The sequence below is a fragment of the Pseudoalteromonas sp. 2CM37A genome, from assembly GCF_023161885.1.
Taxonomy (GTDB): domain Bacteria; phylum Pseudomonadota; class Gammaproteobacteria; order Enterobacterales; family Alteromonadaceae; genus Pseudoalteromonas; species Pseudoalteromonas atlantica.
In genome coordinates, this window is sequence record NZ_JALNTJ010000001.1 from 74,592 (window position 1) to 87,485 (window position 12,894).

General features: G+C 41.2%; 13 protein-coding genes. 2 read left to right on the forward strand and 11 right to left on the reverse strand.

Going from position 1 to position 12,894, the window contains the following annotated elements; translation table 11 throughout:
* The first annotated feature begins 307 nt into the window (after positions 1-307).
* Positions 308-1,369 carry a hypothetical protein gene (locus MTF68_RS00320; RefSeq protein WP_248461308.1) on the forward strand — a complete coding sequence of 354 codons (1,062 nt, stop codon included), beginning with the start codon at positions 308-310 and terminating at the stop codon, positions 1,367-1,369.
* Positions 1,370-1,456: 87 nt separating this feature from the next.
* Complete coding sequence (locus tag MTF68_RS00325; RefSeq protein WP_248461309.1) at positions 1,457-2,524, forward strand: hypothetical protein; 1,068 nt, start codon at positions 1,457-1,459, stop codon at positions 2,522-2,524.
* A gap of 64 nt (positions 2,525-2,588) precedes the next feature.
* Here the strand turns inward: MTF68_RS00325 and ttcA are convergent, their stop codons facing one another.
* The 11 genes from ttcA to ccoN form a co-directional block, all read right to left on the reverse strand.
* The gene (gene ttcA, locus MTF68_RS00330; RefSeq protein WP_029774533.1) at positions 2,589-3,506 is read right to left on the reverse strand and encodes a tRNA 2-thiocytidine(32) synthetase TtcA; all 918 of its coding nucleotides are present in this window, start codon (positions 3,504-3,506) and stop codon (positions 2,589-2,591) included.
* Between the two features lie 103 nt (positions 3,507-3,609).
* A complete protein-coding gene (gene uspE, locus MTF68_RS00335; protein ID WP_024032584.1) occupies positions 3,610-4,536 on the reverse strand; it encodes a universal stress protein UspE in 927 nt (308 codons plus the stop codon).
* 106 nt (positions 4,537-4,642) lie between these two features.
* A complete protein-coding gene (locus MTF68_RS00340) occupies positions 4,643-5,380 on the reverse strand; it encodes an FNR family transcription factor (RefSeq protein ID WP_096041903.1) in 738 nt (245 codons plus the stop codon).
* A 68-nt stretch (positions 5,381-5,448) separates the two neighbouring features.
* Positions 5,449-6,120, reverse strand: coding sequence for a sulfite exporter TauE/SafE family protein (locus MTF68_RS00345; RefSeq protein ID WP_024032586.1), 672 nt, complete (start codon positions 6,118-6,120; stop codon positions 5,449-5,451).
* Positions 6,113-6,280 (reverse strand): cbb3-type cytochrome oxidase assembly protein CcoS, encoded by a 168-nt coding sequence (gene ccoS / locus MTF68_RS00350; RefSeq protein WP_002963071.1) that lies wholly within the window; start codon positions 6,278-6,280, stop codon positions 6,113-6,115. Before ccoS ends, MTF68_RS00345 begins: the two co-directional genes overlap by 8 nt.
* Positions 6,277-8,652 (reverse strand): heavy metal translocating P-type ATPase, encoded by a 2,376-nt coding sequence (locus MTF68_RS00355; protein WP_248461310.1) that lies wholly within the window; start codon positions 8,650-8,652, stop codon positions 6,277-6,279. The genes ccoS and MTF68_RS00355 overlap by 4 nt, the downstream gene beginning before the upstream one ends.
* 8 nt (positions 8,653-8,660) lie before the next feature.
* Positions 8,661-9,152 carry a FixH family protein gene (locus MTF68_RS00360; RefSeq protein ID WP_138579714.1) on the reverse strand — a complete coding sequence of 164 codons (492 nt, stop codon included), beginning with the start codon at positions 9,150-9,152 and terminating at the stop codon, positions 8,661-8,663.
* A 141-nt stretch (positions 9,153-9,293) separates the two neighbouring features.
* A complete protein-coding gene (gene ccoP, locus MTF68_RS00365; protein ID WP_054982343.1) occupies positions 9,294-10,328 on the reverse strand; it encodes a cytochrome-c oxidase, cbb3-type subunit III in 1,035 nt (344 codons plus the stop codon).
* A complete protein-coding gene (locus MTF68_RS00370; protein ID WP_004588824.1) occupies positions 10,325-10,510 on the reverse strand; it encodes a CcoQ/FixQ family Cbb3-type cytochrome c oxidase assembly chaperone in 186 nt (61 codons plus the stop codon). Before MTF68_RS00370 ends, ccoP begins: the two co-directional genes overlap by 4 nt.
* 5 nt (positions 10,511-10,515) lie before the next feature.
* Entirely contained in the window at positions 10,516-11,190 is a 675-nt protein-coding gene (gene ccoO, locus MTF68_RS00375) for a cytochrome-c oxidase, cbb3-type subunit II (protein WP_004588825.1), read from the reverse strand.
* A gap of 12 nt (positions 11,191-11,202) precedes the next feature.
* Positions 11,203-12,636 (reverse strand): cytochrome-c oxidase, cbb3-type subunit I, encoded by a 1,434-nt coding sequence (gene ccoN, locus MTF68_RS00380; RefSeq protein WP_004588826.1) that lies wholly within the window; start codon positions 12,634-12,636, stop codon positions 11,203-11,205.
* Positions 12,637-12,894: the final 258 nt, after the last annotated feature.

The following is a 12,894-nucleotide window of genomic DNA, read 5'->3' on the forward strand; positions in this document are numbered from 1 at the left end:
AATATTAGTCATTTTAAAAAAGAAAAATATATTTAAGTATACATTAATTCATTCACCAAAGTGTTAAAAATAGATGGTAATTCTATTGTTATAGAATCGTTACAGTCCTAAATATTGCAATTATTTAAATTTAAGTAATTGAATATACAGTCAATATAGATTTAACAGAATTTAAATGATAATAAATTGTTGTATTTTTGAGCGTTGTTCCTAATACTGGTCAATGCATGTGCGCCTGCACATGTGTAAATGAATACCTTAAGTACATAGGCATAAAAATAAAACACTGAACACATTAAGGATTTATATGAACAACTCTAAACGAACACACACACTTAAATATCTACTTTTTGCCAGCGCTGCGTTTTTAATGAGCTTTTCTGCACTGAGTAAAGATCACAAAATTATACTGATCCACGGCTTGCAGGTATCGCAAATAACCAATAAGTCGGGCAGCGATGTAATACACGACGGTGAAACCTATTGGCAAACCTATTGGAATAACCGTGCTGATGAACGTATTGATTGGCCTGCCTATGAGCGCATTGAAGATAAAATTGCGACCGATTGGGTATGGCCTAAATTAAAGCAAATATCGCGTTCTAACTTATGTGCTGATGGCTGTGTGCTAGTAACGCATTCAACAGGCGATTTAGTTGCTCGTCATATTATTGATAACCAAGCTAATTGGCTTGAAAATGCAGGCCTTACACCACTTAATATTGTGGCGACCTTTGATTTAGCGGGAGCAGGGGGCGGCAGCGAGCTTGCCGATATTGCCGTAAGTGCTTTAACTGGCGCAGCATGGAACTTTGCAGTGGATGCTGCACTCAAATGGTGGTTAGGCAGCGATGTGACAGAAGCGGTGGGCGTATTACACGATTTAAAAGTAAATAACGCACGCAAAATTTCGCCGTTTCCAGATGCGCGTACGCCGCGTTTACGTTTTGTAGCCGATGGTAATGAGTACCTAGGTTTAACGGGCGGATTTTTAAAAGGTAATGATGATTCGGTGGTGGCATCGCATTCATCGTGTGGAGCAAGCGCAGCTAAATCGTTTGGCAGTTGCAGTAGCAGTATTGATACTAATGGCCAGTTAAAATCACAAGGCGATGCCGTTAATAGCTTTATGCCGCACCATTATCCAATGATGATGAGCGACAGTTACAGCCACAACGAGATCCATAATGCGCAGCGCAAAGGGAATGTCACAATTGCCATGAACAATATAAATGTAGATGGTCAAAATGTTGGCTTTAACACATTTGATAAAACAACGGGTACTTGGTTTTGGAAAAAACACTACCGCTATATTAAGGATTCAAACACACAAAGTGCCTCGGCACTTATTTATAACGTGATCCCTTAATAAGTACCTAAATTTTATAAACGCGTTAGGTATTAAACGCTAGAGCGTGTAGTTATTTGCTGCACGCTTTTAAAGGATTGATGCAACATGAAAAAGTTTTACATTGGTGCCGCTGTAGTCAGTATTGCGATGTTTTTACTGTGGTTTACAAATAAAAATGAAGTTAAAACGCTTGAGCCTCCCGCTGCGCTGGCAATAAAAAACAAGACAGATCCAGCAAGCCCAGATAAAAACACGGTAATAACCATTGATGTGCCAAAACAAAAACAGGCAAAAAGCCCACCCAAAATACATTATGATCAGCACTTAGCCAGTGCTGCTGAGCATGTGGCAATGCAATACCAAAGCGCACTAAAATACCCGCCTTATTCGCAGCCTTTAAGCGCACTTGATGAAGACCGTTTAAAGCCTAATCAGTTTTACCCAGTTACAAGCCCCATTGACGATGCGGGAAATGCTCTCGTTGTTAGTTTAGATAAATATCGGTTTGTATACCCGCAAGAAATAACCGTTAATATTGCTGCGCAAAACCTAGCAGAGGTAAATGTAGCGCTAAGCAATACCGATACCAAAGCGTCAATCAGTTCAAAAACCACCACAGCTCGGCAGGGTGAAGCTACGGTTAAATTTAAAGCCAGTGAAGACTACCCGCGAAATTTACAGCTATTCGTAGAGGCAAATGTTGCAGGTAAAAAGGTACCTGCAGTAGCGCAAATACAGTATATGCCGCCCAGTGCGACGCTTATTGATTTTGATAATGCCTATGCACAAAACGAAAACATGATAGCCACAGCTCATTTAAAAGTGCTTAAAAGTGGCTTATATAGAATTAGAGCTAATTTATACAGTGATACGACCCCACTTGCACATTTGGTGACTAAAAAGAAACTTTCACAAGGCAGTCAAACGGTGGATTTAAAGGCGCATTGGTCGGTATTACCACAAGGGGTGGTTAACATGCGTTTAAGTGACTTTGTGATAGAGCGCATGTCGCCAAGCCCAGGTGAGCGTAATAGTTTTGGTAGCAGTGAGATTACTGAGTTTGAAATTACAGATTTTGCCTACGATAGTTTGCAACAGTTGCCTTATCAAGCAAACGAGCAAGAGAGAATGAGTTTAGAGTTTTTAAAAGGGTTAGCTGATAAAGGCGCTTAGCAGGATTAATGAGTATAAAAAAAGGGGCGAGTAGCCCCTTAACTGTATTTTTAAAACCGTTAGCTTAGCTTAGGTTAATAGTAACCACATCAGCTTGTTGCTGTTGGTTTTCATCTTCATCGCTGACAGGCGCGTTAGGTATATCTGGTTTATCGAGTGCTATATCGCCGCCATCAATAACGTCGCCGGTTTTTAGGTTTTCAAAGTCAAATAGTTCTGTATCGGCTAAATGCGAAGGCACCACATTTTGCATTGCAGTAAAAATACTCTCAATACGCCCAGGGTGGTCTTTATTCCATTGCGCTAGCATGTTTTTAGTGTGTTTACGTTGCAGGTTTTCTTGTGAGCCACATAAGTTACACGGAATAATAGGGTAGCCTTGGCTAAATGCGTATTTACTTATATCGGCTTCTTTGCAATAAGCGAGCGGACGAATAACCATATGCTCGCCGTTATCGCTCATTAGCTTAGCCGGCATGCTTTTAAGTTTACCGCCGTAAAACATGTTTAAAAAGAGTGTTTCGATCATGTCATCGCGATGATGGCCAAGGGCAATTTTAGTTGCGCCCATTTCTTTGGCTGTACGGTACAAAATACCACGACGTAAGCGTGAGCAAAGCGAACACGTGGTTTTGCCCTCTGGGATGATATCGGTAACAATGCTGTAGGTGTCTTCTTCTACAATTTTGTATTCAATATCTTGTTTATCAAGGTACTCAGGTAAAACGTGTTCAGGAAAGCCTGGTTGTTTTTGATCGAGATTAACAACAAATAAATCAAATTTAATGGGCGCCACACGCTTTAAATGTTTAAGCATATCAAGCATGGTGTAACTGTCTTTACCACCCGATAGGCATACCATTATACGGTCGCCTTCTTCTATCATGTTAAAGTCCATGACGGCTTGGCCTGTAAGACGGCGTAAACGCTTTTGTAGCTTATTTAAGTTGTATTGAGCTTTGGCTTGAGCTGAGTGAGACACTACGCCCCCTTATAAAACAATGCGGCAAATTATTTGCTGAAAATAAAGGGGCGTATTATATACCCAAGTACTATGGGTATTAAAGCGCTAGTTAAGGCTTTGTTTAACTTTTGGCAAGCGGGCTTACGTAGCCATCAGGTTTTAATGCCAAGACATCGCAATCTAGGCTATCAATTACGTGCTCGGCAGTGTTGCCAACCAATGCGGCACTTAGCCCCGTACGCCCTACGGTGCCAATCACCACCAGTTCGCTATTTAAGCGATTTGCCACATCGGGGATCACATCCTCCGGTAGGCCTTCTTCTATAAAGCATTGCTCATTAGTTAAACTAAAAGTTTTAGCAAGCTCGTTGGTGGATTCTATATGATGTTTTTTTACAGATTCGTTATAAAGCCCAGGGTTAAATTCTGGTATCTCTATGGCAATATTAATGGGTGTAGCGGGGTAGGCATTAACTAAGTTAAGTTTAGCGTTGGCAAGTTCACATAAAAATTGTGCATCTTTAATAATGCGTTTATTAAGGGCTACATGCTCATCGTTTTCACTAACCGCATTGACTGCGGCTAAAATATTACCTTGCTCAGGCCAGGCCATTTCTTTTACAAATAACACAGGTGTGGGGCATTTACGTACTAAGTGCCAGTCGGTAGGGGTAAAAATAACCGATTTTAGCGCACCATGCTGATGGGTACTTTTAACAACTAAATCGTATTCTTGTTCAATAACGGTATTAATAATGGCTTCAAAAGGGCGGTTATGCCAGACCACCTGGGTGGTGATATTTACATCTGGGTAGGTAGAAATTATATCCTTAAGCCATAATTCTCTATCGTTTATAACGGCTTTTCGCATTGCTTCGCGCTCTTCAAACGATAACATGGTGGTCATTTCGTAAGAAAAGTCGTAAACAGTCATAAAGGCGGTAATACTGGCGCCTGACTTTTTGGCTAAATCAATCGAGCGAGCTAAACCGTGATGGTCATCCTTAGTGGGATCAATAACGGCTAAAATACGTTTAATAGTGTTCATATGCTACTCCCTTTTTAACTTACTTTCAGTGTAACGTAAATACACAGCAGTTAAAGGGGTAGCACACAAATTGTTGTTCTAAATCAAAGTTACAACAACTATTAGCTTAGCAAGGCTTAATTATTGCTGCCGTTTTGGCAAGTGCGTCATTGTCTAAAATAGTAATAAATTTACCTTCTACCTTTATTAAATCGGCTTTTTGAAAACGACTTAATAAGCGGCTGATGGTCTCAACGGTTAGGCCTAAGTAGTTACCTATTTCACCACGAGTCATGGTAAATCTAAACTCTTTACGCGAAAATCCGCGCTCGCCAAAGCGCTCCGAAAGGTTATAAATAAAGCTCGCTAGGCGCTCTTCTGCCGATTTTTTATTAAGAAGTAGCAGCATTTCTTGATCGTAGGTAATTTCGCTACTCATTAAACGCATAATTTGTTGGCGAAGTTTGGGTAATTTACCTGCTAACTCATCGAGTGTATCAAACGGGATTTCGCAGACCATTGATGTTTCAAGTGCTTGCGAAAAGCTCTGATGAGCCATTTTACTAATAGCATCAAAGCCGACTAAATCGCCGGCTAAGTGAAAACCGGTAATTTGCTCATCACCTTGTTCAGACAATGTGTACGATTTAAATGAGCCTGAGCGTACTGCATAAATTGCATTAAGCGCAGCACCGGATTCAAACAAGTAGTCGCCTTTGTGCAGGGGCTTTTTGCGCTCAATGATTTCGTCAAGTTTATCCATTTCTTGGCCATTTAACGAAAACGGCAAACACAATTGGCTGATGCTGCAGTTGTTACAGCTAATTGCACAATTACTTTTAGCGCGACTTTGAGAGAAATCCATAATTTAATCCGTTTTAATTTTTATACACAGCAATGAAAATAAGCCGAGTGTCTTAATACAGCTGACGATTAATGTACTAATTTGTCGGTGGCAATGATCAACAGGTACATACCATACCAAATTATAATACTGCCTAACACAATTCGCGTCCATGGGTGGTTAATAACACTATTAAGTTTTTGGGCGGCTAGGCCTAAGGTGATCATGGCCGGAAAGGTGCCAAGCGCAAAACAAAGCATCACTAAGGCACCATCAAATGCGCTAGGGCTGGTCATTGCCCATGTGAGCGCTGAATAAACCAAACCACAGGGTAGCCACCCCCACAATGCGCCGTAACCCAATGCTTTAGCTGTTGAATCTACTGGCATTAAATATTTATTCAGCTTAACTATATGTTGCCAAATAAGTGTTTTGCCTATTTTTTCAAGCCATTGCAAAGTGGGGCCTAAGCGCATTATATACACGCCTACCAGCAGCATAAAAATAGCCGCAATGAATGAAAGGGTTACAGAAAAAAACGTATTTTGTTTTGCAAATTGGCTACTTATACCCGCAACGAGTGCGCCAGCCAGCATGTAACTACACGCTCGGCCAATGTTATAAGCAAATGAATAAATAACAGATTGGCGCTTGTTACTGGCCAATTGCAATGAGCTGGCAATACCACCGCACATGGCAAGGCAATGCCCGCTACCAATTAAGCCCATTAAAAAGGCGCTGGTGTAAAGTGGGTCAATCATTACTTTTGTTGTGCTGTTCTTTATCATCTTCAAACAAAATACTATGACCTTGTTTGTTTAAATCAGAGAATTGCTCGCTTTTAACGGCCCAAAAAAACACGCCAATGGCAATAATCACAAATAATATGGCAATCGGGATTAAAATATAAATTATGCTCATAACTTTAAAAGCCTTAGTGAATTACTAATCACAATAATTGAGCTGGCAGACATACCAATAACGGCCATCCACGGGGCAACAAGCCCAAGCGCTGCAAGCGGTAAAATAGAAGCATTATACAACAAAGACAGCGCCAAGTTTTGCTTAATGATTCGCCTGGTTTGCTTAGCAACATTGAGTAAGTGCGCAATTGAGGCTAAATCACTGTTTAACAGCACTACATCGGCACTGTTTTTAGAAATGTCGGCTCCGGTTTCCATTGCAATGGATAAATGGGCACTGGCAAATACTGGGCTGTCGTTAATGCCATCGCCTACCATGGCAACTACTTCGTTTTGTGATGACCATTGCTCCACGGCGGTTTGTTTATCTTTAGGCGACAGGGCGCTTTGGCTGCTGTTGAGCTTTAATTGTTTTGCTATTTTCTGCCCAGCATCTGATGCATCGCCTGTGAGCATATGACAGCTCAAGTTTTGTGCTTGTAAGGTACTTATAAGCTCACTGGCACCGGGTTTTACTTTATCTATAAAGTAAAAACGAGCAACTACGCGTTTATTTATAAATAGGCTTGCTTGGGCATTTGTTTTTTTACTGTCAAACCAGCCGCTTTTACCAATAGCGTAATGTTCATCCGCGCTTTGTGCACTAATGCCCATACCTGGGTGTACAGTAATGTTTGTAAGGGCAAGCTCGGTGGTGGCGTATTTATTAAATGCACTGGCTATGGGATGCTCAGAATAACGCTCTAACTGGGCTGCAATATTAAGCGCTTGCTCTTTAGAGATTGTATCATCGAGTATATCAATGGCATCTAAGCTAAATTTACCCTGTGTGAGGGTGCCTGTTTTATCAAAGGCAAACAGCGTTAATTGCGAGAGGGTTTCGAGCACATGTGCTTGTTTAATTAGCACCCCTTTGCGGGTGAGCGTGGCTACAGCGCATGTTAATGCGGTAGGTATAGCAAGGCTAAGTGCGCAAGGGCAAGTGGCAACCAATACAGAAATAGTGATCCAAAACGCGTGCTCTGGGTCAATTTGGTACCAACCAATGGCCGTTATAGAGGCAAAAACTAGCAAGCAGGCAATAAACCACTGGGCAACTTTATCGGTAATTTCTACCAGTTTAGGGCGCTTGGTAAGCGCAGTGTGTTGTAAGTGTATAATTTGGTTTAGTAGGGTGTTTTGGCCAATTTTATTTATTTTTATTTCTATTACGCCATCATGATTAACACACCCGGCATACACATTGTGGCCAATAAACTTATTAACGGGCTGATGCTCACCGGTCATCATCGACTCATCAACGCTTGTTTGCCCCTTGATAAGCTCTCCGTCAGCGGGAATAGTTTCGCCAGCTTTTATGAGTACAACATCATTCAGCTTAAGTTTTTTTGCAGCAATAATATGCTCTTGGCCGTTATCATCAAGGGTGCGGGCGGTTAAAGGCAGCAGCTTTTGTAAGTTGGCGGTAAACTCGCTGGCTTTTAATCGGGCTCTAAATTCGAGGTATTTACCTAATAATAATAAAAAGGTGAACATACATACCGATTCAAAATACACTTCGCCTACTTGCATAAATGTGGCATAACAGCTGGCGCTATACGCACCAAAAATAGCCAACGAAACAGGTAAGTCCATATTTAACTGTTTTGCTTTTAAGCCATTTATAGCATTAGTTAAAAAGGGTAATGCGCTGTATAAAATAACGGGGGAGGCAAGCACTAGGCTTATCCACCTAAAGTATTGCTCAAAGTTATTATCCATACCCGAGAACATGCCAAAGTACATGGCAAAGGCAAACATCATCACTTGCATGGTCATCAGCCCTGCAACACCTAAGCGGCGTATATAGGCTTTTGCTGTTTGTTGCTTTTGTTGGGCTTCGTCATCAGCTTGAAACGGGTAAGCTTTATAGCCAATTTTGGCTAAGGAAGTAATAATTTCGCTCAGCGGGGTTTGGGTTTTATCCCATTGGATCATGGCACGGTTAGTTGAGGTATTAACATCAACGCGCTTTACCGTTTTTAAGCTAAGTAATTGCTTTTCGATAAGCCATGCACACGCGGCGCAGGTAATGCCTTCAACACTTAAAAGTACTTGGGATAAGTTATCGGTTGTGGCTATAAACTCATCTTGTATGTCTTCGTTGTCGTAGCTTTTAATAAACGCGAGTTGCTCAGGGACTAACTGCTCTACTTTACCAGCGCGTACGGTGCGGTATTTGTAATAGTCGGTCATGCCTTGGTCAACAATGTTTTGCGCAACTGCTTGGCAACCAATACAGCACATAGGCTGTGGCGTGTTATCTATTGTTACGGTTGCGCGAAATCCATTTGGCACACTTTCAAGGCAATGAAAGCAAGAAACGCTCATAGTGGTGGCTACTTATAATTTGGGGTAACTAACAAAGGCTGCTCTGTAGGAAGAGTAATGTTTTCTTTTAACTTCCAACTATCATCCACCGGCTCTATAAATACAGAGTAAGCACCTGGTGTGTAGTTATCTAAAAGGGCAGTAAATTCTTTATTTGCATTAGGGGTAAGCGTTGCTTCAAAGTCATGCGCTTTGATGGTGCGATGATAAAAAGACAGCTTTAAAGCGTGTACGTTACTATAATCGCCTTTGGTAAAGGCAAAACTGGCACGCTCGTTTGTAACATTAAGCTTGCCATGTAAAAACAGAGCTTTGGCTTTTTCAAACTTAGTAAGTTCTAAGTTTATTGCTTTGCCTTTTTTATAGTAATCATCAACCACCATATCTGGGCCGTTGCCCACAGCAGTAATAATTAAGGTTATGCACCCAATAATGGCCGCTAGCGGAAAAAAGATTAAAAACCAAGGCCAAAAATTTTTATACCACGGAGTAGGTTGCATAGTTGCTCTAAAATTAGTTTAGGTAGGGCTATTTTATAGCAAATATTTGTAAAAGACTAAAAAAAAGCCTCCGACTGGAGGCTTTTTTGATCTGGATTAATCTGTTGAAATAAAAAGATTAATTAATAGTTAACTCGGTGTTTATTTATCTTGCGATAAACTGTAAACATAAGCAGTTAACAGGTGAATTTTATCTTCACCTAAAATGTCTTTCCATGCTGGCATTACACCGGCGCGGCCATGGTTAAGGGTTTCTTCAACAGCGCGTTGAGAGCCACCGTATAACCAAATGTTATCTGTAAGATTTGGTGCACCAAACGGTAAGTTATGTGCAACAGAGCCTTTACCATCTGCACCGTGACACGCGGCACACATCGCAAACTTAGCGGCACCTGCAGCGGCATCTTTTTGGTTAACAGTACGACCAGACAAGCTAAGTACGTGCGCTGTCATTTCTTTAACGCCTTGCTCACCAAGTGCTGCACTCCAAGAAGGCATTGCTGCTACACGACCATAAAGAAGTGTTTCTTTAATTTTGTCTGGTGAACCACCGTATAACCAATCTTTATCAGTTAGGTTAGGGAAGCCAGTTGCACCACGTGCATCTGAACCATGACATTGCGCACAGTTTTGCGAGAATAAACGCTGACCAATTTCAAGTGCTAACTGGCCGTCTGTTTGTTCATGCTTTTCGCCATTTTCAAGGGCTACTTGCTGCGCTGCATCACCTTCAAATTTAGAGTTAACTAAATCTAATACTGGTACTTGTGCAAGCTTGTTAAAAATAGGACCAAAGCGCTCTTGTGCTGCTTCGTATTCTTTATCAAGCTTTACATAGCGGCCTTCTTCTTTTGCTTTAGCCGTAGCTTCTTTAGATTCAGCTAAAGAGGTAATACCTTGGTTAGAGCTTGTCCATTTACCTAAGCCTTCCCAGTTACCTAAACCTGGATAAGCTGCTAAGTAATATACCGACCAAATAAATGTTGCGAAGAACATGTACGTCCACCATTTTGGTAGTGGATTATTTAGTTCGGTAATGCCGTCATATTCATGTCCGCAGTCTTCACCTTCTTTTACGCCAGCATAGTTTTTAAGGTTCCAAACTAATAAGCTAAAAATGATGATTAAGCAGGCTAGGGTTAATACAATAACCCAAATACTCCAAAAGCTAGTCATTTTTCAGACTCCTTTTCCTCGTTAGAGAGTGTGTTGTTATGTTTTTTTTCATCTTCGAAAATGGCATTAGCAGCGTCATCAAAACGATTTTTGCTACGCTTGCTGTATGCCCATACAACAATCACAATAAACAATACTAAAATTACCAGAGTCAAAATGCCTCTGTATGTTCCGTAATCCATAATAATTACTTCAAGTGGGTGCCAAGTTGCTGTAAATACGCGATTAGGGCTTGCATTTCTGTTGCGCCTTCGCCGTTATTCATAGCGTTAACTTTATCAACATCTGCTTGTAGCTCTTCGTCGCTGCCATAACCTAAACCCGGGTGTTTAGGGTTTTCTGGGTTAATAGCAAAAGTATCACGGAAAATTTGTAGTTTTTTCAGAGTCAGGCTGGTATCAACCTTTGTCTCTGCTAACCAAGGAAAACCTGGCATGTTCGACTCAGGAACCACGGCGCGTGGGTCAACTAAGTGTGCATAATGCCAATCGTCCGAGTAACGGTTACCTACACGTGCAAGGTCAGGACCAGTACGTTTAGAACCCCATTGGAAAGGGTGATCCCATACTGATTCGCCCGCTACAGAGTAGTGACCGTAACGCTCAACTTCATCACGAAAAGGACGAATCATTTGTGAGTGACAGTTATAACAACCTTCACGTACATAAATGTCACGACCTTCCATTTCAAGCGCGTTAAGTGGGCGCAAACCTTCTACAGGTTTTGTTGTATCGTCTTGGAACATTAGCGGAGTAATTTCAACTAATGCACCAAAACTAATAGCAAAAACAGTCAGAATAGCCATTAGGCCAACGTTCTTTTCTACTATTTCATGTTTGTTTTGTGAATTTTTATTGCTCATCATCTCACTCCGTTATGCTAATTGTGCTTGCGCGTCTAACTTCAGTGATTCTTTCTCAGCTGAAATTGTACGCAGAACGTTGTAAGCCATAACTAACATACCTGTAACGATGAATACACCGCCTACAAAGCGCATGATATAGAAAGGATGTGATGCTTCTAAAGACTGAACAAAGCTGTACATTAATGTACCGTCAGAGTTAACTGCGCGCCACATTAGACCTTGCATAACACCTGAGATCCACATTGCAACAATGTAAAGTACAACACCTACTGTGTGTAACCAAAAGTGCGTGTTAACCAATTTAACGCTGTACATACGACCTTGTGCGAATAACGCAGGGATAAGGTGGTAAATAGCACCAATTGAAATCATCGCAACCCAACCTAGTGCACCTGAGTGTACGTGGCCGATAGTCCAATCTGTGTAGTGAGATAATGCATTTACAGATTTAATTGCCATCATTGGGCCTTCAAACGTAGACATACCGTAGAAAGACAATGAAACAACTAAGAAACGCAGTACTGGGTCGGTACGTAGCTTATGCCAAGCGCCAGAAAGCGTCATTATACCGTTAATCATACCACCCCAAGACGGTACAAATAGGATAATAGACATAACCATACCTAAACTTTGCGTCCAATCAGGAAGCGCAGTGTAGTGAAGGTGGTGAGGACCTGCCCAAATGTAAAGTGAAATAAGTGCCCAAAAGTGAACTACCGATAAACGGTAAGAGTAAACTGGGCGACCTGCTTGCTTTGGTACAAAGTAGTACATCATACCTAAGAAACCAGCCGTTAGTAGGAAACCTACAGCGTTGTGACCGTACCACCACTGAACCATTGCATCTACCGCACCTGCGTAGATTGAGTATGATTTAGTTAACGACACAGGCACTGCCATGCTGTTTACAATGTGTAGCACTGCAACAGTAATAATAAAGCCAGCGTAGAACCAGTTAGCAACGTAGATGTGCGATACTTTACGTTTGATCAGCGTACCAAAAAATACCACTGCGTAAACTATCCATACTACCGCGATTAAAATATCGATTGGCCACTCAAGCTCTGCATATTCTTTAGAGCTAGTAATACCCAGTGGTAATGTAATTACGGCTAATACAATAACAAGCTGCCAACCCCAAAAAGAAAAAGCGGCGAGTTTGTCTGAGAAAAGGCGCGTTTGACAAGTACGTTGAACGACGTAATAAGACGTCGCAAAAAGTGCACTGGTACCAAATGCGAAAATTACTGCGTTCGTGTGTAACGGACGTAGTCGAGAGTATGTTAACCATGGTGTATCAAAGTTAAGTGCTGGCCAAGCTAATTGGGCAGCAATCAGAACCCCAATACTCATGCCAACGATGCCCCAAATCACTGTCATAATAGCGAATTGGCGTACAACTTTATAGTTATACTCAGTTTGTGATGCTACTGTTTGGCTCATTTTCTGGCTTCCGCTGCAATAAATGCGTTTAGAAATGAATTACCCACCGTTTAAAGTGGGGCCTACTATTTTCCCCAAGCGTATTACCTAAAACGTTCAAAGCCTGAATGCTTCAGAAAACAAACTCGAGAAACCCTTATTTTTTGCGGGTGAAATGATAAATTTTTTGGCCTAAAAAAGATAGGTCAATTACATAAAATTATGACATCAATCAAAGTTTGTGAGTTTGTTGTTTATTTTTTGATACAGATTGTACCT